Genomic DNA, 20,655 nt, shown 5'->3' on the forward strand with positions numbered 1-20,655 from the left:
GCCGTATGGCCATGCCGCTTCGGCAGTCCATGAAGGTCGCTGCATACCTGTTTGAACAGAAGCTCCGGAAGCGGGACAAGTTCGCCCTGCTCGTCGAACTGGAGCCGCTCTTCGCGTGCAACCTCGCGTGCGAGGGGTGCGGCAAGATCCAGCACCCCGCCGGTGTGCTCAAGCAGCGCATGCCGGTCGCCCAGGCGGTGGGCGCGGTCCTCGAATCCGGTGCGCCGATGGTGTCCATCGCCGGTGGCGAACCCCTGATGCACCCTCAGATCGATGAGATCGTACGGCAGTTGGTGGCGAAGAAGAAGTTCGTCTTCCTCTGCACCAACGCGATGCTCATGCGCAAGAAGATGGACAAGTTCAAGCCCTCGCCGTACTTCGCCTGGGCCGTCCACATCGACGGGCTGCGGGAGCGGCACGACGAGTCCGTCGCGAAGGAAGGCGTCTTCGACGAGGCCGTCGAGGCCATCAAGGAGGCCAAGCGCCGCGGCTTCCGCGTCACCACCAACTCGACCTTCTTCAACACCGACACCCCGCAGACCGTCATCGAGGTGCTGAACTACCTGAACGACGACCTCAAGGTCGACGAGATGATGCTCTCGCCCGCCTACGCCTACGAGAAGGCGCCCGACCAGGAGCACTTCCTGGGGGTCCAGCAGACCCGGGAGCTGTTCAAGAAGGCCTTCGCGGGCGGCAACCGGCGCCGCTGGAGGCTCAACCAGAGCCCGCTCTTCCTGGACTTCCTGGAGGGCAAGGTCGACTTCCCGTGCACCGCGTGGGCGATCCCCAGCTACTCGCTCTTCGGCTGGCAGCGGCCCTGCTACCTGATGAGCGACGGCTACGTGCAGACGTACAAGCAGCTCCTGGAGGAGACCGACTGGGACTCCTACGGCCGCGGCAAGGACGACAGGTGCGCCAACTGCATGGCCCACTGCGGCTACGAGCCGACCGCGGTCCTCGCCACCATGGGCTCCCTCAAGGAATCCATCCGGGCCGCCCGCGAGACCTTCACGGAAAGCCGCGGGTGACCCCATGACCGCCGTTTCCCTGGGCCTCCCCGAGGTACCGGTCCGGCCGATCGCGGAGCGCCGTGTCTCGCGGCGCATCCAGGTCGGACCGGTGGCGGTCGGCGGCGGCGCGCCCGTGTCCGTCCAGTCCATGACCACGACCCGGACGTCGGACGTCGGCGCCACCCTTCAGCAGATCGCGGAGCTGACCGCGTCCGGCTGCCAGATCGTGCGGGTGGCCTGTCCCACGCAGGACGACGCCGACGCGCTCGCGACCATCGCCAAGAAGTCGCAGATCCCGGTGATCGCGGACATCCACTTCCAGCCGAAGTACGTGTTCACCGCGATCGACGCCGGCTGCGCGGCCGTCCGTGTCAACCCCGGCAACATCAAGCAGTTCGACGACCAGGTCAAGGAGATCGCGCGGGCCGCCAAGGACGCCGGCACCCCGATCCGGATCGGTGTCAACGCGGGCTCGCTCGACAAGCGGCTGCTCCAGAAGTACGGCAAGGCGACGCCCGAGGCGCTCGTCGAGTCGGCGCTGTGGGAGGCGTCCCTCTTCGAGGAGCACGACTTCCGTGACATCAAGATCTCGGTCAAGCACAACGACCCGGTCGTCATGGTCAACGCCTACCGCCAGCTCGCCGCCGCCTGCGACTACCCGCTGCACCTCGGCGTGACCGAGGCCGGCCCCGCGTTCCAGGGCACCATCAAGTCGGCCGTCGCGTTCGGCGCGCTGCTCTCCGAGGGCATCGGCGACACCATCCGGGTCTCGCTGAGCGCACCGCCCGCCGAGGAGTGCAAGGTCGGCATCCAGATCCTGGAGTCGCTCGGACTGCGGCAGCGGCGCCTGGAGATCGTCTCCTGCCCGTCCTGCGGGCGCGCCCAGGTCGACGTGTACAAGCTGGCCGACGAGGTCACCGCAGGTCTGGAGGGCATGGAGGTCCCGTTGCGCGTCGCGGTCATGGGCTGCGTCGTCAACGGCCCCGGCGAGGCGCGGGAGGCGGATCTGGGGGTCGCCTCCGGCAACGGCAAGGGGCAGATCTTCGTGAAGGGCGAGGTCATCAAGACCGTCCCCGAGTCGAAGATCGTCGAGACCCTCATCGACGAGGCGATGAAGATCGCCGAGCAGATGGAGAACGACGGCGTCGCGTCCGGGGAACCGGCCGTCACCGTGAGCTGATCAGCACGGACCGAGAGGGGGCCCGACGTGACGATTCTGGAGAACATCCGGGGACCACGCGACCTGAAGGCGCTGTCCGAGGCGGAAATCGGTGAACTGGCCGAAGAGGTGAGGGAGTTCCTGGTGCACGCGGTCGCCAGGACCGGCGGTCACCTCGGACCCAACCTGGGAGTGGTGGAGCTGTCCATCGCCCTCCACCGGGTCTTCGAGTCGCCCTTCGACCGCATCCTGTGGGACACCGGCCATCAGAGCTACGTACACAAATTGCTGACGGGACGTCAGGACTTCTCCAAGCTGCGCGGCAAGGGCGGCCTCTCCGGCTATCCCTCCCGCGAGGAGTCCGAGCACGACGTCATCGAGAACAGCCACGCCTCCACGGCGCTCGGCTGGGCGGACGGGCTCGCCAAGGCCCGCCAGGTGCAGGGCGGGAAGGGCCACGTCGTCGCGGTCATCGGCGACGGGGCGCTCACCGGCGGCATGGCGTGGGAGGCGCTGAACAACATCGCCGCGGCCAAGGACCGGCCCCTGATCATCGTCGTCAACGACAACGAACGCTCCTACGCGCCCACCATCGGCGGCCTCGCGAACCATCTGGCGACCCTGCGCACCACCGACAGCTACGAGCAGGTCCTCGCCTGGGGCAAGAAGGTCCTGCTGCACACCCCCCTCGTCGGCAACACCATCTACGAGTCCCTGCACGGCGCGAAGAAGGGCTTCAAGGACGCGTTCGCGCCGCAGGGCATGTTCGAGGACCTCGGGCTCAAGTACGTCGGACCCATCGACGGTCACGACGTGGGAGCCGTGGAGTCCGCGCTGCGCCGCGCCAAACGCTTCCACGGGCCCGTGCTCATCCACTGTCTGACGGAGAAGGGGCGCGGCTACGAACCCGCGCTCGCGCACGAGGAGGACCACTTCCACACCGTCGGGGTGATGAACCCCCTCACCTGCGAGCCCCTCGCCCCGTCCAACGGCCCTTCCTGGACCTCCGTGTTCGGCGACGAGATCGTCAGGATCGGTGAGGAGCGCGCGGACGTCGTGGCCATCACGGCGGCCATGCTGCATCCGGTCGGGCTCGGCAAGTTCGCCGAGAGATTCCCCGACCGGGTGTGGGACGTCGGCATCGCCGAGCAGCACGCCGCGGTGTCCGCGGCCGGACTCGCGACCGGCGGCCTGCATCCCGTCGTCGCCGTGTACGCCACCTTCCTCAACCGGGCCTTCGACCAGCTCCTCATGGACGTCGCGCTGCACCGCTGCGGGGTGACCTTCGTCCTCGACCGGGCGGGGATCACCGGCGTCGACGGCGCCTCGCACAACGGCATGTGGGACATGTCGATCCTCCAGGTCGTCCCCGGGCTCAGGATCGCCGCGCCGCGCGACGCCGACCAGCTCAAGGCCCAGCTCAGGGAGGCGGTCGCGGTGGACGACGCGCCGACCCTGATCCGCTTCCCGAAGGAGTCCGTCGGTCCGGTGATCCCCGCCGTGGACCGGGTGGGCGGGCTCGACGTCCTGCACCGGGGCGAGCGCCCCGAGGTCCTGCTCGTCGCGGTCGGCGTCATGGCCCCGGTCTGCCTCCAGACCGCCGACCTGCTTCAGGCCCGCGGCATCGGCTGCACCGTCGTCGACCCGCGCTGGGTCAAGCCCGTCGACCCGGAGCTGCCCCGCCTCGCCGCCGCCCATCGGCTCGTCGCGGTCGTCGAGGACAACAGCCGGGCCTCGGGCGTCGGCGCCGCCGTCGCGCTGGCCCTCGGAGACGCCGAAGTCGACGTGCCCGTACGGCGGTTCGGCATCCCCGAGCAGTTCCTCGCGCACGCCAAACGGTCCGAGGTGCTCGCCGACATCGGGCTCACGCCGGTCGAGATCGCCGGACGGATCAGCGCCGGGCTGGCCGTCAGGGACGAGCGGGCCAAGGCCGCGTACGAGGTGACGGAGGCCGCCGACCGGCCGGCCGAGGAAGAGTCGTCCAAGGAGAAACAGGAATGACCGACCCTGCCCAGAAGGGGGAGTTCGACCTCGGCGCACTCCTCGCCGAGCGCGGAGCCGAGCGCTACGACCTGCACACGAAGTACCTGAACCACCAGCTCCCGCGCATGCTGCACACCATCGGCTTCGACAAGGTCTACGAACGGGCCGAGGGCGCGCACTTCTGGGACGCGGACGGCGACGACTACCTGGACATGCTCGCCGGCTTCGGCGTGATGGGCCTCGGCCGCCATCACCCCGTCGTCCGGCGGGCGCTGCACGACGTCCTCGACGCCTCGCTCGCCGACCTCACCCGCTTCGACTGCCAGCCGCTGCCGGGCCTGCTCGCGGAACGGCTGCTCACCCACAGCCCGCACCTGGACCGGGTGTTCTTCGGCAACAGCGGCACGGAGGCCGTCGAGACCGCCCTGAAGTTCGCCCGGTACGCGACCGGCAGGCCGAGGATCCTGTACTGCGCGCACGCCTTCCACGGGCTGACCACCGGTTCCCTGTCGGTCAACGGCGAGGACGGATTCCGCGACGGCTTCGCGCCGCTGCTGCCCGACACGGCCGTACCGCTCGGCGATCTCGACGCCCTGGCCAGGGAGCTGAAGAAGGGCGACGTCGCCGCGCTCATCGTGGAGCCGATCCAGGGCAAGGGGGTCCACGAGTCCCCGCCCGGCTATCTGCGCGCCGCCCAGGAACTGCTGCACCGGCACAAGGCGCTGCTCATCGCGGACGAGGTGCAGACCGGCCTCGGCCGGACCGGGGACTTCTACGCCTACCAGCACGAGGAGGGTGTCGAACCGGACCTGGTGTGCGTCGCCAAGGCGCTATCCGGCGGCTACGTCCCGGTGGGCGCGACCCTCGGAAAGGACTGGATCTTCAAGAAGGTCTACTCCTCCATGGACCGGGTCCTCGTGCACTCCGCGAGCTTCGGCTCCAACGCCCAGGCCATGGCGGCGGGTCTCGCGGTGCTCTCCGTGATGGAGAACGAACAGATCGTCGCGAACGCCCGCGTCACCGGTGAGCTGCTGAAGTCCCGGCTCGCGGCCCTGGTCGACCGCTACGAACTGCTCAGCGAGGTGCGCGGGCGGGGTCTGATGATCGGCATCGAGTTCGGCCGGCCCGCCTCGCTCAAGCTGCGCAGCCGCTGGACCATGCTCCAGGCCGCGCGCAAGGGGCTGTTCGCGCAGATGGTCGTCGTGCCGCTGCTCCAGCGCCACCGCATCCTCACCCAGGTCTCCGGCGACCACCTGGAGGTGATCAAACTGATCCCGCCGCTGGTCATCGACGAGGGGGATGTGGACCGGTTCGTGGAGGCCTTCACCGCGGTGATGGAGGACGCGCACAACGGCGGCGGGCTGATGTGGAACTTCGGGAAGACGCTGGTGAAGCAGGCGGTGGCGAACCGCTGAGAGGTTTTTTGCCTCTGGGGCAAGAAAATTGCCCCAGAGGTAATTGTTTGGCTCAATGGTTCCATGAGCCCTGCCGAACCAGGGACGGTCGACGAGCCGTCCGCCGAGCTGCACGCCGTGGCGCCCCGGCTCCGCGCCCTGCGCCGCAGCGCCTCCCTCACCCTGGAGGCCGCCGCCCGCGCCGCCGGACTCTCGCCCGCCCATCTCTCCCGGCTGGAGACCGGGCAGCGCCAGCCCTCGCTGCCGATGCTGCTCACGCTGGCCCGTGTCTACGGTACGACGGTCTCCGAACTGCTCGGCGAGGCGGTCCCCGACCGTGACGCGATCGTACGCGCCGGCGACATGGAGCCGGCCCCTGCGGGCGGCTGGACCTACTGGCAGGCGGGCTCCGCGGGCCGCGGCATGCAGGCCCTGCGCGTGCACGTCCCCTACGGCTCCCAGGGTGACATCGTGCGTGTCCACCCCGGCGAGGAGTGGCTGTACGTCCTCGACGGGCGGCTCAGTCTGCGCCTCGGGGACACCGCGCACGTCCTCGCGCCGGGAGACAGCGCCCACTTCGACTCGCTGACCCCGCACCGCATCGCCGCCGCCGAGCGCGACGGAGCCGATCTCCTCTTCGTACACACCCTGCTGCAGAGCCCCGTCGCCGCGCTGTGCCTCGGCCCGGCGACCGGCCACCCCACCCCGGGAGAGACGTCATGACCGAACCCACAGAACGTCGCCGGTCCATGGAGGACAGGTTCCCGCGCGCCCTGTGGGTGCGGCTGATCATCTACGTCGCCGTCGGCCACCTGTTCGCGGCCTTCATCTACCTGCTCTTCACGCTGGGCGCGCAGAACCAGTAGATCCCCCGGTCGCGGAGCGCGGCTCCGGCTCAGTCCAGGAGCCGCGCGCGCAGGCGCTCCCGGAGCTCCGGCGTGAGCCCCAGTCCCTGTTCGAGATAGGCCTCGACGCCGCCCCACTTCTCCTCGATCGTCTCGAAGGCGGCCGTCAGGTACTCGGCGCGCGCGTCGAACAGCGGACTGAGCAGTTCCATGACCTCGGGGGAGTAGGCGCCGGCCGAGGAGCCGTTGCGGTGGACCTTGTAACGGCGGTGCGCGGCGTTCGACTCCAGGTAGTCGGTCACGATCGCCTCGCGCTCGACGCCGAGGGCGAGCAGGGTGACCGCGATGGACAGACCGGCGCGGTCCTTGCCCGCCGCGCAGTGCATCAGCGCGGGCACGCTGTCGTCCGCCAGGGCGTGCAGCACCTGGGAGTGCTCGGCGGTGCGCTCGCTGATGATCGTGCGGTAGGAGTTGATCATCCGGTTCGCGGCCTTGCCGTCACCGAGGAGTCCGCGGAGCTGGTCGATGTCGCCGTCGCGGACCATCTTCCAGAACTCGCTGCCGTCCGCGGGGTCGCTCAGCGGGAGGTTCACGTTCCGTACGCCGGGCAGCTCGACGTCCGGGCCCTCCAGCTTCTGGTCCGCCGCGTTGCGGAAGTCGAAGATCGTGTGGAGGCCCAGGGAGGTGAGGAACGCGGCGTCCTCCTCCGTGGCGTGCGCGAGGTGGCCGCTGCGGAACAGACGCCCGTAGCGCACTCGCCGGCCGTCCGCGGTGGGCAGTCCGCCCACGTCACGGAAGTTCCGCACTCCGCCGAGCTCGGGCTCGGTCGACGGGACCTGCTGCGTCACGGGGGCTCCTCCCATTCGGCCGCCGGCGTCGCCGGGCTGGACTCGGCGCCGCTCGTCGGCAGTTGTACCGGCTCGCGCTCTCGACGATACGACATGGGTGTCTCGGGCAATGAGTTGTCCACAGGCGGCCGCCCTCTGGGCGGAAGGCCGACGGAAAGCCCAGGAAGAGGGTTCCGCGGCGGTCTCGTATCGAACGTACGTGCGATTAGTGCGCGGGATCGGTCGCGGGTCCGGCCGCGCCCTTCTCGTCCCGCCGGAACGGCGGGGCGATTGCGATGAAATGCCGCATTAATGGGGTGCCGTTTTGTGCACCCTCTCGCTCGGGGATCCGAATGTGTCGGATATCCACGCGCGTCGCATCTGACCCTTCTGTCCGAATAGGCGCCTTCGTAACAACTGGCCCTGGAATAAGGCAACCTGGGGCGAGTCGCGTGAGGAGGGTCATATTCGTGACGATGCGTTGCCGTCCTCAATTGTCAACACGCCAGGATTCACGGGCGGGTTGAGCGGCCCGGAAGATCGTCACTCCACGGAGGGTGACGGCGATTTCCCCATGGATCAAGAAAGGCGAGCGCACAGAAACCGCCCATAGTTGTCGACGCGCTCTCATCTCGCTTACGTTCTGCCTCAATCCGGACGGACGCCCAATCCTGCCGCCGCCCGGAATCCGCACACTCACCCGTACACGGCAGGAGCGGGGGACCCACAGGTTCCGTGCCTGGTCCGGTTTCCGGAACAGGCTAGGGGTACAGCCGCGCAGCAGCGCGGCCGGGCATCTCCAGCCCGCACCCGACAGCTCACCCCGCAGGCGCCGGAGAGGAAATCGTCATGCCCGCGAAGGGTAAGCACCGCCGTCCCAAGTCCCTGCGTTTCACCCGCTCGATCGCCGTGGCCGGAACCGGTGGCGCCGCACTCGCGCTGCCCCTGATGGGAGCCACGGGCGCCCACGCCGCGACCCCGGCCGCCGCCGTCGCGCAGCATGTCGAGAAGGCCGCGACCGCCGCCCCCGCCGCGAAGACCGCCAAGGCCGCCACGGCCAAGACGTACGCGGTGAAGCGCGGTGACTACCTGTCGAAGATCGCCGACGAGCAGAACGTCGGCGGCGGCTGGAAGAAGATCTACGCCGACAACCGCTCCGCGATCGGCAGCGACCCCTCGCTGATCCACCCCGGTCTGAAGCTGTCGCTCGGCAAGAAGGCCGCCTCGGCCGCCCACTCGGCGACGCACACGTCCACCCGGACGGCCACCCCGGCGAAGTCCGCCCAGGCGGCCCCGGCCGCCGCCACGGCAGCGCCCGACACCGCCTCCGCCGACAGCTCCTCCGGCTACAACCTGCCGGTCGACAGCAGCAGCGTCGGCACCGGCTACAAGGTGGCGGGCAGCATGTGGTCCAGCGGCTACCACACGGGCGTGGACTTCGTGGTCCCGACCGGCACCACGATCAAGTCCATCGCCGCGGGCACCGTCGTCTCCGCGGGCTGGGGCGGCGCGTACGGCAACCAGGTCGTCATCCAGCACGCCGACGGCAAGTACTCCCAGTACGCCCACATGTCGTCCCTGTCCGTCTCGGCGGGCCAGACCGTGACCCCGGGACAGCAGATCGGTCTCTCCGGCGCGACCGGCAACGTGACCGGACCGCACCTGCACTTCGAGATCCGCACCACTCCGGACTACGGCTCCGACGTCGACCCGGTCGCGTACCTGCGCTCGCACGGTGTCGCGGTGGGCTGACCCCCTCCTCCTCCTGCTCCTGACGGCAGGAAGATCTCCGAAGGCCGGACCCCATGATCCCCGGGGTTCCGGCCTTCGGTGTTCCCGCGGCGCGGCCTCGGGTCGATCGCTGCTTCAACAGCCTTGACGCGGGCCTTATTCCAGAGTTGACCAATGCTTGGCGAGTGGCTTATCTCACCGCCCGTCAACCCTTCCCTACGGTCGCGTAGCTCACATCAAAAGGTGAATCATGCTCGATGTGGCAGACGATTCGAAGAGTGACAACAGATCAGTGATCGGGTCGTACGTGGCGGTGGGGGACAGCTTCACCGAGGGCGTCGGCGACCCTGGGCCCGACGGAGCGTTCGTCGGCTGGGCCGACCGGTTCGCGGTACTTCTCGCGGACCGCAGGCCCGAAGGCGACTTCGACTACACCAACCTCGCCGTGCGCGGCAAACTGCTCGACCAGATCGTCGAGACCCAGCTCCAGAGGGCCAAGGAACTCGGCCCGGACCTGGTCTCGTTCTGCGCCGGCGGCAACGACATCATCCGCCCCGGCACCGACCCCGACGAGGTCGCGGAGCGCTTCGAGCGCGCGATCGCCGACCTCACCTCCGCCGTCGGCACCGTCATGGTGACGACCGGCTTCGACACCCGTGGCGTTCCCGTGCTCAAGCATCTGCGCGGAAAGATCGCCACCTACAACGGACACGTGCGGGCCATCGCGGACCGCTACGGCTGTCCCGTCCTCGACCTCTGGTCCCTGAAGACGATCCAGGACCGGCGGGCCTGGGACGGCGACCGGCTGCACCTCTCGCCCGAGGGGCACACCCGGGTGGCGCTCCGTGCCGGACAGGTCCTCGGCCTCGAGGTCCCGGCCGACCCGGACCAGCCCTGGCCGCCCCTCCCGCCGCGCGGCACGCTGGAGGTGCGCCGCGACAACATCCAGTGGGCGCGCGAGTACCTGGTCCCCTGGATCGGACGGCGCCTGCGCGGGGAGTCCTCGGGCGACCACGTCTCGGCCAAGGGAGCCCTGTCCCCGGACGACATCAAGCTGCGCATCGAGTCGGTGGCCTGAACGGCGACCGGCCCTGCCGACGGAACCGGTTCGGCGCACCGAACCGGTTCGGCCGGCAGGGCCGACCGGCCGACGGGCATGGCCCGGCCCGGCCGGTGGATTCGGTTCACCCGCATCGCGCGGGCGCAGCGCTCCGGGTGTGCGGCGGGCGCCGCTCGCCACCGGCGGGTCAGGGACGATCATCGGTGCCACGGTCCGAACCGTGGTGCCGGGTGACACGCGGTCCGGGGGAGGCGCCGGGTCGGGCCCGAGGCGGGCCGGGGACCCCGCTCACCGTGTCCCGGACCGGGGCGGCAGCGCGAGCGTCAGCGCACCGCTGCCATCAACGCCTCGCGCTCCAGGCCCAGTTCGCGGGCGAGGGCCTCGTCGGCCCATTCCTGGGTGCGTGCCCGTGACACCGCTCCGGAGTACGCGGTCATCTGGACCGCCAGGCCGTCCAGCAGGGCCGTGAGCCTGAGGACCGCGCTCGCGGGGTCCGGGCAGCGGAACTCGCCGGCGGCCACACCCTCCGCGATCACCTCGGTCATGGCGGCCTTCCACTGCCGGTCGAGGTCGCGGGTGACCTCGCACAGCGCGGGCTCCCGCAGCGCGACCGCCCAGCCCTCGATCCACAGGCGCCAGCCCTTGGCCTGCCCCGTCGGGGCGTACCAGCGCACGGCGGCGCGAAGGCGGCGCAGGGCCGTCGTGCGGCGGCCGAGCAGCTTGCGCAGATGGGCGAGGTCGTCCTCGGCGGCGTGGGTGAACGCGGCGGCGACCAGCTTCTCCTTCGTGGAGAAGTGGTACAGCACCAGCGCGTTGCTCACGCCGAGGGCCGAGGCCACGTCGGCGATCCGTACCGCCGCGACACCTCGCGCCTCGATCTGCTCGACGGCGGCGCGCAGCAACTCCCCACGCCGCTCCGCCACACTCAACCGGACTCTCGCCACGCGGCAACCCTACACAGCCCTCTCGCCCAAAGCCCCGTGGGAGCGGGCCCGGCCCGGAGCGCCTTTCGCCCTCCCGCGAGGCCCCTCCGGCGGACGCGGCCCCGTGTCAGTCGACGAACTGGTAGTCGGCCTTGATGCGCCCCTCCTCGTCCAGGAGGAGGAACTCCAGTCCGCCGCCGGTGACCCGTCCCTCGCCGGTGTGGAACGACTCCCAGCGGAACGTGACCGCGTCGTGCAGGCGGCGGGCGGACTCCCCGATCCGGAACACGTACGTCCCGGGGGCCACGAACTCCTCGTAGGCACGCGTCACGCGCGCGTGCAGCTCGTCGTGACCCCGGGCCTCCAGCACGGCGGTGCCGAAGCCGAGGGACACGGCGCTGTCGTGCATCTCCGCGGGGGGACGCAGTACGTGCACACCGTCCTCGGCCCACAGTTCGCGTACGGTCTCGCGGCGGATCCGGGGGTCGGCCTCGTTCCAGACGCCGATGTAGCGCTCGATCAGGTCCTGTGCGTCGATGGCGGACATGATGCTCCTCGTGCGGGTCGGTGCGCGTCACTCGCGCGGTTCCTCTGACGGCACCGACTCTGCTGCGGTCCGGTCTGCGGCTCAATTCCCGCCAGGGAATCGCCGCCCCCGGCTCCGGGGCCTCAGCGGTACCAGCCGAACCGCTCCGCGATGACCGGGAGCCGGTCGGTGACGATGGCGTGGGCGGCGGCCCGCGGGGTCGTCCCGTCGGCCTCGGCGCGCGCGAGCGTCCGGTCGATCAGGGCGCGCATGGAACGCCGGGTGTGGGCGAAGGCCTCGTCCGCGTCGGCGCCGATGTCGCCGAACAGGGTCCACCACCACCAGGCGTTCGTACCGGAGTTGACGACGACGTCCGGCAGGACGGTGATCCCGCGCGCGGCGAGCAGCTCCTCCGCGTCCGCGAGGACGGGCATGTTGGCCGCCTCGACGATCCAACGGGCCTTGATGTCGCGCTGGTTGGACGTGTCGATCGCGTACGAGACCGCGGCGGGCACCAGGACCTCGGCGTCGGCGGACAGCCAGGCGTCGCCGGGGAGTTCGCGGTCGGCCGGCCGCAGCACCCCGCGGTCGACCGTCCCGTACGCGTCCCGCGCCCCGAGGAGCGCCTCGACGTCGAGGCCGTCCGGGTTCGCGATGGTTCCCTTGACGTCGGCGACGGCCACGATCCTGAGTCCCGCGCGCGCGAGGAAGCGCGCGGTGGCCCCGCCCATGGTGCCGAGCCCCTGGACGGCGACACGCGTTCCCGCGTACGGAGTCCCGGCCCGGTCCAGCGCGGCGAGCGCCGACTCGGCGACCCCGCAGCCGCCGACCAGTTCGTCGAGGCCGATGCCGTCCACCTCGACCGCGAAGGCGTCCGCGAGCCGCCGCCGGGCCGCCGCCTCGTCGTCGAGCAGCGGGTACACGGCCTGGATGGACGAGACGAGGCCCGCCTCCTCGGCGGCCCGGTCGACCAGGTCCTGGCTGAGTCCGAGATCCTCGCCGGTGGTCCAGAAGTTCTCGATGTAGGGGCGCATGGCGCGCAGATAGCGCACCAGCAGTCCGTACGCGGCCGGGTCCTGGGGATCGCAGTCGATCCCGCCCTTGGCGCCGCCGAGCGGGACGTACCGGCCCTCGGGGTTGTAGTGCAGAGCCTCTTTCATGGTCATGCCGCGGGCGAGTCCGGTGACCTCCTCCAGCGTGCAGCCGGGGCGCATCCGCAGACCGCCGCTGGAGACGCCCCGTACGAGCCGGTCGACGACGAGGAACCCCGGACGGCCGGTGACGTGGTCCGTCCAGGTGAGCGTCATCAGGGGGGCGGCGGTCATCGGGTCTCCTCGGGAACGACGATCAGGGTGGGGCCGGGGGTGCGCAGCGCCCGGGTGAGCGCGGTGCCCAGCTCGTCCGGGCTGTACGCGTGCGTGCCCTGTCCTCCGTAGGCGCGGGCCAGGGCGGGCAGGTCGACCGGAGCGAGGTCGACGGCCGTGGGCGTGTCGCCCCGGGCCGCCATCTCGTCGCGGATCTCCCCGTAGCCGCCGTTGTCGAAGACCACGACGGGCAGCGGGAGGCGGAGCTGTACCGCGGTCGCCAGTTCCTGCACGGTGAACTGGAGGCCGCCGTCCCCGCTGAGCGCCACGACCTCGCGGCCGGGGCACGCCGCCTTGGCTCCGATCGCCGCGGGCAGAGCGTAGCCGAGCGTGCCGTAGCCGGTCGGGTGAAGATAGCGGCCCGCCGGGCCGAGCGGGAGGTGGGGGAGCGCTCCGTAGTAGCAGCACTGGGCGCTGTCCGAGGTGATCACGGCGTCCTCGGGCAGGACGGACCGGATCACCCGCAGGTAGGGGATCCAGCGGGCGTCGCGCGCGGCGGTCTCGGCGTTCCGGGCGGCCCGCAGTGCCGCCGCCCGCCGGACGGGGTCCTCGTCGGGCACGCGCGCGTGCCCGGCCGTGACGCCCGGCTCCCCGACGGCGGCGAGCAGCGCCGTCAGGGACAGCAGCGCGTCGCCCACGACCGGGACGTCCACGGCCGGACCCGCGTACATCTGGTCCGGGTCGACGTCCACGCGGATCAGGGTGCCGTTCAGGGCGGGCGGCGCGGACCAGAAGTCGGACTCGGCGAGTTCGGTGCCCACGGCGAGGACGGCGTCGCGTTCCGCGAGCCAGTTCCGGACCGCGGGGCTGTGCAGCGACACGCCGACGGCCAGCGGATGGCTCTCCGCGACGACGCCCTTGCCGTTGGCGGTGGTGAGGACGGGAGCCCCGAGCCGCTCGGCGAGCGCCAGGAGCGGGGCGGCCGCACCGCGTGCTCCGCCGCCGAGGACGAGCGCGGGACGGCGGGCCTCGCGCAGCGCCTCGGCGGCCCGCTCCACGGCGAGGGGTGCCGGGGCGAGGGGGAGGAGGGGAGGGGTGACGCGCGCGGGAGCCGTCTCCTCGGCGGCCTCCAGCAGATCGAGGGGGACCTCGATGTGCGCGGGGCGCGGCCGGCCGGTGCGGAACAGGGTGAAGGCGCGGGCCACCGCCGCGTCGATCTCGGCGACCGAGGACACGCGGTGGCTGAACGCGGCGACGCCCCGCAGAGCCTCCGTCTGACTGCGCGTCTCGTGCAGCAGTCCGGTCGCGAGCCGGGGGTGGCGCAGGGGCATGCCGGGGGAGACCACGAGCAGCGGCACACTGTCGGAGTAGGCCTGGCCGACGGCGGCCGCGGCGTTCAGCAGGGCGGGTCCGGTCGTGGTGATCACGACACCGGGACGCCCGGTCACGCGCGCGTAGCCGTCGGCGGCGTATCCGGCGCCCTGTTCGTGGCGCGTCAGGACGTGCCGGACGCCGTACGCGGACAGGTGGCGGTAGATCTCCAGGTTGTGCGTGCCGGGGATGCCGAAGGCGCGGGTCACGCCGTGTCCGGACAGCGCGCGGACGACGGCCTCGCCGCCGGTGAGCATCTCGCCCATCACAGGCTCCGCGCGACGGCGTCGGCACGCCCGGCGGCGCACGCGGCGCCCTGGGCCGGGGCCGGTTCGGCGGGAAGGCGGTACACGGTGTCTCCAGACGTGGACGGGCCGGCGCGGCTCCCGGGCTGCCGGGGCGCCTGCTCTCTACTGAACCATGAGTCAGTATCGGAACGCTCGCCGGGTCGTGTCAACGCACCCGGCCGGTGTCGCCGCGGGCACGGCGGCGCCCAGAACGCTTCGCCGGAGCGGAAGAAGCGGGGGTGCGGCGGGGTTGGCATCTACGGAACGAAGGCCACGGACATCGCGTTGTGACCGGGTGACCCGGCGCTGTCAGAGGCGACGACCATAATGAAAGTCTGACCGACTCCATCTGGAGGTATCCGTGACCGGTTTCCGTACCCTGAGCTCCGGGCTCCGCGCGCTGCGGCCCGCCGCCTTCGGCGCGGATCCGGCTGGTGCGCGCATGCGCCGCATCCGCAATTCGCCGAACTTCGCGGACGGAGTCTTCCAGAACCCGGAGACCGCCCGTACCCGCCCCGACGGCTCGATGGTGGAGTTCGCGAAGGTCTACTTCCGCAGTGAGGAGCGCGCCCACCGCTCCCCGGCCGGGACCGTGCCCGTGCACGCGACGACCCTCGCCGACCTGGCCAGGCCCGCCGCGACCGGGCTGCGGCTGACCTGGATGGGGCACTCCAGCGTCCTCGCCGAGATCGACGGCCACCGCGTGCTGTTCGACCCGGTCTGGGGCGAGCGCTGTTCCCCCTTCGCCTTCGCCGGCCCCAAGCGGCTGCACCCGGTTCCGCTGCCGCTCGCCGCGCTCGGCCCGGTCGACGTCGTGGTGATCTCGCACGACCACTACGACCACCTGGACATGCCCACGATCAAGGAGCTGGGCGGCACGGACACCGTGTTCGCCGTACCGCTGGGCGTCGGAGCCCACCTGGAGCACTGGGGCATCGCTGCCGAGCGGATCCGCGAGCTGGACTGGAACGAGTCGACCAAGGTCGGCGGGATCACCCTGACCGCGACACCGGCGCGCCACTTCTGCGGACGCGGCCTGCGCAACACCCAGCACACCCTGTGGGCCTCCTGGGTCGCCGAGGGCGACGCGCACCGGATCTACCACAGCGGCGACACCGGCTACTTCCAGGGCTTCAAGGACATCGGCGCCGCCCACGGCCCGTTCGACGCCACGATGATCCAGATCGGCGCCTACAGCGACTTCTGGCCCGACATCCACATGACGCCCCAGGAGGGGATGCGCTCCCACCTGGACCTCCAGGGCGGGAAGCCCTCCGGAGTGATGCTGCCGATCCACTGGGGGACGTTCAACCTGGCCACCCACGCCTGGGCCGACCCGGGTGAGGGCACGCTGGCCGCCGGCCGCGCGGTCGGCGCGCGCGTCGCGCTGCCCCGTCCCGGAGAGCCCTTCGAGCCCACCGCCGAGACCGTCCCCTCCGAGCCGTGGTGGCGCGGTGTGGCGCGCGCGCCGGAGGGCGGCTGGCCGGTCGTCGAGGAGCCCGTGACCGATACGCCGGGTGACGTCGCCGACGGCTCGACGGAAGGCACCGGCGAGCCCGAGACGGTGCCCGCGGGCTGATCCACCGATCGGATGCGAGGGCCGGGGAGCGCCATGCTCCCCGGCCCTCGCTGTTTCCTTGCGACCGCTTGTGACCAGCTCTGATCGGATCCGGAGCCTGGTGCGAACGCCTGTCCGACGGGGTTATCGGTCAGCCGTGCGACGCCTCATACCAGAGCGGGACGCCACCCGGTGGACTTTGTCAACAGCCCACCGCACATGATGCGTTGGCGACTACTGTCAGTTGCCGACGGGCGACGCAGGGCCGATTTCTTCGGCTCTCTCGACCGGCACCGCGACGGCGCACACCCGAGTCGCGGAACCACGGGAGCTCCACGCCCCCGACGCATCCAGTACGAGGACGCCGATGTCTCACCTCCGCGCACCGGCCGCCCGCGCAGACCGCCGCGAGGGCGGGCGGCACGGCCGACCGGCCGCCCGCGCCACCCCCGCGCCGCCCGAGACCCACCTGCGGCACCAGCTCCTGCGCCTCGCGGTCCTGCCGCCGACCGCCGTGGCCCTCAGCGCGTGCGCCGCCGTCCTGTTCACCGTCCGCTCCACCGGCGCCCGGCCCGGCCCCGTCCTGTGGGCCGTCCTCGCCGGAGCGGTGGGCGTGGCCCTGGCCGGCATCCTGATCGCCGCCGTCGCCGCCGACCGCGCCGCCGCGTCCGTACGCGAGCGCATAGGAGCCCTGCGCCGCACGAGCGCCCGCACCGAGACCGACCTGCGCGCCGTCGTCGAGGGGCTGCGCCGCGGCGAGGACCCGCCCGCGCGCAAGAAGCGCCGCCGCCCGCCCGCCGACGCCGACGACTTCGAACTGCTCGCCGCCGACCTCTCGCGCGCCCACGACGGCGCCGTGGCCGCCGTCGTGCAGGCCGCGCAGCTCTCCAGCCGTGCGGGCAGCGACCAGAAGGTCGAGGTCTTCGTCAATCTGGCCCGGCGCCTGCAGTCCCTCGTGCACCGCGAGATCTCCATCCTCGACGAGCTGGAGAACGAGATCGAGGACCCGGACCTCCTCAAGGGCCTCTTCCACGTCGACCACCTGGCCACCCGCATCCGGCGCCACGCCGAGAACCTGGCCGTGCTCGGCGGCGCCGTGTCCCGCCGTCAGTGGAGCAACCCCGTCTCCATGACCGAGGTGCTGCGCTCCGCGATCGCCGAGGTCGAGCAGTACTCGCGGGTCAAGCTCGTGCCCCCGATCGAAGGCACCCTGCGCGGCCACGCCGTCGCCGACGTCATCCACCTGCTCGCCGAACTCGTCGAGAACGCCACCGTGTTCTCCGCCCCGCACACCCAGGTGCTGCTGCGGGTCGACCTCGTCACCTCGGGCCTGGCCATCGAGGTGGAGGACCGCGGCCTCGGCATGCAGGCCGCCGAACAGGACCGGATGAACGCCCTGCTCGCCGACCCCGACCAGGTCAATGTCGCCGGCCTGCTCCAGGACGGGCGCATCGGCCTGTTCGTCGTCTCGCAGCTCGCCCGCCGGCACGGCATCCACGTACGGCTCCAGAACAACATCTACGGCGGCGTCCAGGCCGTCCTCGTGGTCCCGCAGGACCTGCTGGGCGCGGCCCCGGACGCCGTCGAGGACGCGGGCCTGACCCAGGCGCCGCCGAACGGGACGAACGGCGGGCACCGGCCGGCCCTCGGACCCGGTCCCGCCCACCCGCCGCCGGCGCAGGTCCCGGCGCTTCCCGGCGGCCGCCCGCCGGCCCCCGTCGTGCCCCGGCAGTCGGCGCGCGAGCTGTCCCGGGAAGCCCTGCCCGAGCCCGTACGACGGGAACGGCCACCCGGGCGGGGCGCGGACGCGCCGGCCGGGACGCGCGGGGCCGGACCGCTCCCGGTGCGCGGCTCCCGTGCCGAACGGCCCAACCCCGCCGAGGCCCTGCCCGGCATCCGCCCCGAGGACCGCCTCACCGCCGCCGAGAACGCGGCCCTGCCGCCCACCCCGCGCGCCGGGGTCGTCCGCGGCACCATGGGCAAGCCCAGCCTCCCCAAGCGGCGCGCCCAGGAGCACCTCGTGCCGCAACTGCGCGAAGGACAGGCGCCCCGCCCGGACACCGACCACCACGTCGGGCACGACCCGGGACTCATGGCGGCCTTCCAGCGCGGGATCGGACTCGCGGAGACCGCTCACGCGGATCCGGCGGACCGGCGGCTGCCGGAGCCGTCCCGGGTCCCGTCGCCCGCGGCCCCACCGGGCGCGCCCGCCTCCTTCCCCGAGCGGACCCGCCCGGAGACCGCGCGCGGCGACGGCGCCGCCCGGGCCCGGGGACACCTGACCACCGGCACCCCCGCCGACGGCCCCGACGCGCTGGACGCACCCCCGGAGCACGGCGCACCGACGGTCCGCCCGGGCGGGGAGCGCACGACCCACGCACCGGCACCGCGAGGAGCCCACGACCTCGCCTCCGGCCACGATCGCACCAGCCGGCACGACGGGAGCACACCGGCCGGATGACGACCCCCGCACCCACCCCCACCGCTCCCGCAGACCTTCGTACCTCAAGGAGTCGATCCCCCATGGCGAGCGATGCGCCCACCGGCCACGTGTCCGACCTCGACTGGCTGATGAGCGGCCTTGTCCAGCGCGTACCCCACACCACCAGCGCGGTGCTGCTCTCCAGCGACGGACTCGTGAAGTCGGTCCACGGCCTGGACCCGGACAGCGCCGACCACATGGCGGCCCTCGCCTGCGGCCTCTACGCCCTCGGACGCAGCGCGGGCGTGCGGTTCGGCGACGGCGGCGAGGTGCGCCAGGTCGTGGTCGAACTCGACTCGACCCTGCTGTTCGTCTCCACGGCGGGCTCCGGAACCTGCCTCGCCGTGCTCGCGGGCCGGGAGGCCGATGCGGCCGTCCTCGGCTACGAGATGGCGATGCTGGTCAAGAGCGTCCGCCCCTATCTGGTCACCGCGCCCCGGCAGCCCGCCGTCGAACCGTCGGCGATGCGGTCTTGAACGCGGCCGCGGCCGGTGACGGGCCCTGGCTCGACGACGCGGCGGGACGCCTCGTGCGCCCCTACACCGTCAGCAACGGCCGGACCCGGCCGAGCACCGCGCTCGACCTCCTCTCCCAGGTCATGGCCACCGGAGCCACCCCCCTCGGCCACCTCGGCCCCGAACACCGCCAGGCGCTCGAACGCTGCCGGGCGCCCGTCTCGGTCGCGGAGGTCGCCGCCCATCTGAAGCTGCCGGCGGCGGTCACCAAAGTGCTGCTGTCGGACCTCGTCGACTGCGGGGCGCTGACCACCAAGCCCCCTCGGTTCCACCCCAACCCCACTGACCGGTCCCTTCTGGAGGCAGTGCTCGATGGACTACGACGACAGCTCTGACCCGTTCCCCACCGCGCTGAAGATCCTGGTGGCGGGAGGCTTCGGGGTCGGCAAGACGACGTTCGTCGGCGCGGTGAGCGAGATCGCGCCGCTCAGCACGGAGGAACTGCTGACCACCGTCAGCGCCTCGACCGACCGGCTCGACGGGATCGAGAACAAGGTCGAGACGACCGTCGCGATGGACTTCGGCCGCATAACCCTGGATCCGGAACACGTGCTCTATCTGTTCGGCACACCCGGACAGGAGCGGTTCTGGTTCATGTGGGACGAGCTCTCCGACGGCGCGCTCGGCGCGGTCATCCTCGCCGACACCCGGCGCCTGGAGGACTGCTTCGCCGCCGTCGACTTCTTCGAACAGCGCGGTCTCGCGTTCATCGTCGCGGTCAACGAGTTCGACGGCTCGTACCGCTACGACCCGGCCGAGGTGCGCGCGGCCATCGACCTCGACCCCGAGATCCCCGTCGTGTGCTGCGACGCCCGTATCTCCAGCTCGGGCGTGCAGACGCTGCTCACCCTGGTCCGGCACCTCCTCGCCCACGCGCCCGCCCACCTCCCGAGCCATGGAGCCCGTACATGAGGTACGACTCGCCGGGGCCGGGCGGCCGTCTGCTCCTGACGCCGCAGGACAAGGACGCCCCCGCCCGGGTGCGCAGACTGCGCCGGCTGGGCCTCGGGGAGCGCTCCGAGCCCGCCCTCGACGCCTTCGCGGACCGCCTCGCGCACGTCGCCGCCGCGCCCTACTCGATGGTCAACTTCATCGACGAGCGACAGCAGTTCTTCGCGGGTCTGCACACCCCGGACGGCGGAGCCCGGGGTGGCAGGCTCCCGGCCGCCCTGGACGGCGGCGAACTCGAACTGGGCCGCTACATGGCCCGGGACCACGGCTTCTGCCCCCATGTCGTGGTGCGCCGCAAGGCGCTCGTCCTGGAGGACGTCTGCGACTACCCGCGCTTCGCCGGGAACCCGGTCGTCGATGAGTTCGGCGTCCGCTCCTACCTCGGCGCCCCGCTGCTCGACCGCAGCGGCATCGCCCTCGGCACGATCTGTGTCGTGGACGTCGAGCCGCGCCCCTGGGGAAGGACGGGCCTGGAGACCATCAAGGCGATGGCGGCCGAGCTGACCGGGCAGCTCGAACGGCGGGAAGAGGACCACGGGATCTGACGACGCGCCGGGGCGAGGGTCCGGCCCTGCCGGCCGCCCGGGACCCATCCTGGGACGTATGCCGGGACCCCTCCCTGACATCCGTGACGCACCCCCGTGGAACGGGGGTGCCGCATGTCCCCGTAGCCGTGCCTGACACCACCGTCCCCCACATCGCCTCCTGCCCCGCGCCGCCCCGGCGGCC

General features: G+C 71.9%; 19 protein-coding genes and 1 riboswitch. Of the genes, 14 read left to right on the forward strand and 5 right to left on the reverse strand.

The window, feature by feature from the left end; translation table 11 throughout:
• Positions 1-5 precede the first annotated feature (5 nt).
• From hpnH to ACFRIC_RS03910, 6 genes are all read left to right on the forward strand, one after another.
• A complete protein-coding gene (gene hpnH, locus ACFRIC_RS03885; RefSeq protein ID WP_103549050.1) occupies positions 6-1,028 on the forward strand; it encodes an adenosyl-hopene transferase HpnH in 1,023 nt (340 codons plus the stop codon).
• A 4-nt stretch (positions 1,029-1,032) separates the two neighbouring features.
• Positions 1,033-2,190: a flavodoxin-dependent (E)-4-hydroxy-3-methylbut-2-enyl-diphosphate synthase gene (gene ispG / locus ACFRIC_RS03890; protein WP_382778967.1), complete on the forward strand. Its 1,158-nt coding sequence runs from the start codon at positions 1,033-1,035 to the stop codon at positions 2,188-2,190.
• Positions 2,191-2,217: 27 nt separating this feature from the next.
• Complete coding sequence (dxs, locus tag ACFRIC_RS03895) at positions 2,218-4,170, forward strand: 1-deoxy-D-xylulose-5-phosphate synthase (protein ID WP_382778969.1); 1,953 nt, start codon at positions 2,218-2,220, stop codon at positions 4,168-4,170.
• On the forward strand, positions 4,167-5,567 hold the full coding sequence (locus ACFRIC_RS03900; RefSeq protein ID WP_382778971.1) for an aspartate aminotransferase family protein: 1,401 nt from the start codon (positions 4,167-4,169) through the stop codon (positions 5,565-5,567). The genes dxs and ACFRIC_RS03900 overlap by 4 nt, the downstream gene beginning before the upstream one ends.
• A gap of 63 nt (positions 5,568-5,630) precedes the next feature.
• On the forward strand, positions 5,631-6,269 hold the full coding sequence (locus ACFRIC_RS03905; RefSeq protein WP_382778973.1) for a helix-turn-helix domain-containing protein: 639 nt from the start codon (positions 5,631-5,633) through the stop codon (positions 6,267-6,269).
• Entirely contained in the window at positions 6,266-6,412 is a 147-nt protein-coding gene (locus tag ACFRIC_RS03910) for a DUF6126 family protein (protein ID WP_326784303.1), read from the forward strand. The genes ACFRIC_RS03905 and ACFRIC_RS03910 overlap by 4 nt, the downstream gene beginning before the upstream one ends.
• A gap of 29 nt (positions 6,413-6,441) precedes the next feature.
• Here ACFRIC_RS03910 and ACFRIC_RS03915 read toward each other — a convergent pair whose 3' ends face one another.
• Positions 6,442-7,239 carry a tyrosine-protein phosphatase gene (locus ACFRIC_RS03915; RefSeq protein ID WP_382778976.1) on the reverse strand — a complete coding sequence of 266 codons (798 nt, stop codon included), beginning with the start codon at positions 7,237-7,239 and terminating at the stop codon, positions 6,442-6,444.
• A gap of 666 nt (positions 7,240-7,905) precedes the next feature.
• A riboswitch (cyclic di-AMP (ydaO/yuaA leader) is annotated at positions 7,906-8,063 on the forward strand.
• 4 nt (positions 8,064-8,067) lie between these two features.
• On the opposite strand from ACFRIC_RS03915, the gene ACFRIC_RS03920 reads away from it, so the two are divergent.
• Positions 8,068-8,970, forward strand: coding sequence for a peptidoglycan DD-metalloendopeptidase family protein (locus ACFRIC_RS03920; protein WP_382778978.1), 903 nt, complete (start codon positions 8,068-8,070; stop codon positions 8,968-8,970).
• A gap of 271 nt (positions 8,971-9,241) precedes the next feature.
• The gene (locus ACFRIC_RS03925) at positions 9,242-10,027 is read left to right on the forward strand and encodes an SGNH/GDSL hydrolase family protein (RefSeq protein WP_382780765.1); all 786 of its coding nucleotides are present in this window, start codon (positions 9,242-9,244) and stop codon (positions 10,025-10,027) included.
• Between the two features lie 305 nt (positions 10,028-10,332).
• Here the strand turns inward: ACFRIC_RS03925 and ACFRIC_RS03930 are convergent, their stop codons facing one another.
• The 4 genes from ACFRIC_RS03930 to ACFRIC_RS03945 form a co-directional block, all read right to left on the reverse strand.
• Entirely contained in the window at positions 10,333-10,953 is a 621-nt protein-coding gene (locus ACFRIC_RS03930) for a TetR/AcrR family transcriptional regulator (protein ID WP_382778980.1), read from the reverse strand.
• 106 nt (positions 10,954-11,059) lie between these two features.
• Positions 11,060-11,479, reverse strand: a complete 420-nt coding sequence (locus ACFRIC_RS03935; protein ID WP_382778982.1) for a hypothetical protein — start codon at positions 11,477-11,479, stop codon at positions 11,060-11,062.
• A gap of 122 nt (positions 11,480-11,601) precedes the next feature.
• Positions 11,602-12,783, reverse strand: coding sequence for a Glu/Leu/Phe/Val dehydrogenase dimerization domain-containing protein (locus tag ACFRIC_RS03940; protein ID WP_382778984.1), 1,182 nt, complete (start codon positions 12,781-12,783; stop codon positions 11,602-11,604).
• Positions 12,780-14,399, reverse strand: coding sequence for a 5-guanidino-2-oxopentanoate decarboxylase (locus ACFRIC_RS03945; RefSeq protein WP_382778986.1), 1,620 nt, complete (start codon positions 14,397-14,399; stop codon positions 12,780-12,782). The genes ACFRIC_RS03940 and ACFRIC_RS03945 overlap by 4 nt, the downstream gene beginning before the upstream one ends.
• 382 nt (positions 14,400-14,781) lie before the next feature.
• On the opposite strand from ACFRIC_RS03945, the gene ACFRIC_RS03950 reads away from it, so the two are divergent.
• From ACFRIC_RS03950 to ACFRIC_RS03975, 6 genes are all read left to right on the forward strand, one after another.
• Entirely contained in the window at positions 14,782-15,999 is a 1,218-nt protein-coding gene (locus ACFRIC_RS03950) for an MBL fold metallo-hydrolase (RefSeq protein ID WP_382778988.1), read from the forward strand.
• 346 nt (positions 16,000-16,345) lie between these two features.
• Positions 16,346-18,439 carry an ATP-binding protein gene (locus ACFRIC_RS03955; RefSeq protein ID WP_382778990.1) on the forward strand — a complete coding sequence of 698 codons (2,094 nt, stop codon included), beginning with the start codon at positions 16,346-16,348 and terminating at the stop codon, positions 18,437-18,439.
• Between the two features lie 62 nt (positions 18,440-18,501).
• Entirely contained in the window at positions 18,502-18,936 is a 435-nt protein-coding gene (locus tag ACFRIC_RS03960; protein ID WP_382778992.1) for a roadblock/LC7 domain-containing protein, read from the forward strand.
• Positions 18,933-19,310, forward strand: coding sequence for a DUF742 domain-containing protein (locus ACFRIC_RS03965; protein WP_382778994.1), 378 nt, complete (start codon positions 18,933-18,935; stop codon positions 19,308-19,310). The genes ACFRIC_RS03960 and ACFRIC_RS03965 overlap by 4 nt, the downstream gene beginning before the upstream one ends.
• Positions 19,288-19,887: an ATP/GTP-binding protein gene (locus ACFRIC_RS03970; RefSeq protein WP_382778996.1), complete on the forward strand. Its 600-nt coding sequence runs from the start codon at positions 19,288-19,290 to the stop codon at positions 19,885-19,887. The genes ACFRIC_RS03965 and ACFRIC_RS03970 overlap by 23 nt, the downstream gene beginning before the upstream one ends.
• Positions 19,884-20,471, forward strand: a complete 588-nt coding sequence (locus ACFRIC_RS03975; protein WP_382778998.1) for a GAF domain-containing protein — start codon at positions 19,884-19,886, stop codon at positions 20,469-20,471. The genes ACFRIC_RS03970 and ACFRIC_RS03975 overlap by 4 nt, the downstream gene beginning before the upstream one ends.
• Positions 20,472-20,655: the final 184 nt, after the last annotated feature.

The organism is Streptomyces sp. NPDC056738 (genome assembly GCF_042790435.1).
Lineage (GTDB): Bacteria > Actinomycetota > Actinomycetes > Streptomycetales > Streptomycetaceae > Streptomyces.

Coding starts and splice junctions, on each gene's coding strand:
- hpnH (WP_103549050.1), top strand. CDS start 6: ATGGCCATGCCGCTTCGGCAGTCCATGAAGGTCGCTGCATACCTGTTT.
- ispG (WP_382778967.1), top strand. CDS start 1,033: ATGACCGCCGTTTCCCTGGGCCTCCCCGAGGTACCGGTCCGGCCGATC.
- ACFRIC_RS03900 (WP_382778971.1), top strand. CDS start 4,167: ATGACCGACCCTGCCCAGAAGGGGGAGTTCGACCTCGGCGCACTCCTC.
- ACFRIC_RS03905 (WP_382778973.1), top strand. CDS start 5,631: ATGAGCCCTGCCGAACCAGGGACGGTCGACGAGCCGTCCGCCGAGCTG.
- ACFRIC_RS03910 (WP_326784303.1), top strand. CDS start 6,266: ATGACCGAACCCACAGAACGTCGCCGGTCCATGGAGGACAGGTTCCCG.
- ACFRIC_RS03920 (WP_382778978.1), top strand. CDS start 8,068: ATGCCCGCGAAGGGTAAGCACCGCCGTCCCAAGTCCCTGCGTTTCACC.
- ACFRIC_RS03935 (WP_382778982.1), bottom strand. CDS start 11,479: ATGTCCGCCATCGACGCACAGGACCTGATCGAGCGCTACATCGGCGTC.
- ACFRIC_RS03940 (WP_382778984.1), bottom strand. CDS start 12,783: ATGACCGCCGCCCCCCTGATGACGCTCACCTGGACGGACCACGTCACC.
- ACFRIC_RS03945 (WP_382778986.1), bottom strand. CDS start 14,399: ATGGGCGAGATGCTCACCGGCGGCGAGGCCGTCGTCCGCGCGCTGTCC.
- ACFRIC_RS03955 (WP_382778990.1), top strand. CDS start 16,346: ATGTCTCACCTCCGCGCACCGGCCGCCCGCGCAGACCGCCGCGAGGGC.
- ACFRIC_RS03960 (WP_382778992.1), top strand. CDS start 18,502: ATGGCGAGCGATGCGCCCACCGGCCACGTGTCCGACCTCGACTGGCTG.
- ACFRIC_RS03970 (WP_382778996.1), top strand. CDS start 19,288: ATGGACTACGACGACAGCTCTGACCCGTTCCCCACCGCGCTGAAGATC.
- ACFRIC_RS03975 (WP_382778998.1), top strand. CDS start 19,884: ATGAGGTACGACTCGCCGGGGCCGGGCGGCCGTCTGCTCCTGACGCCG.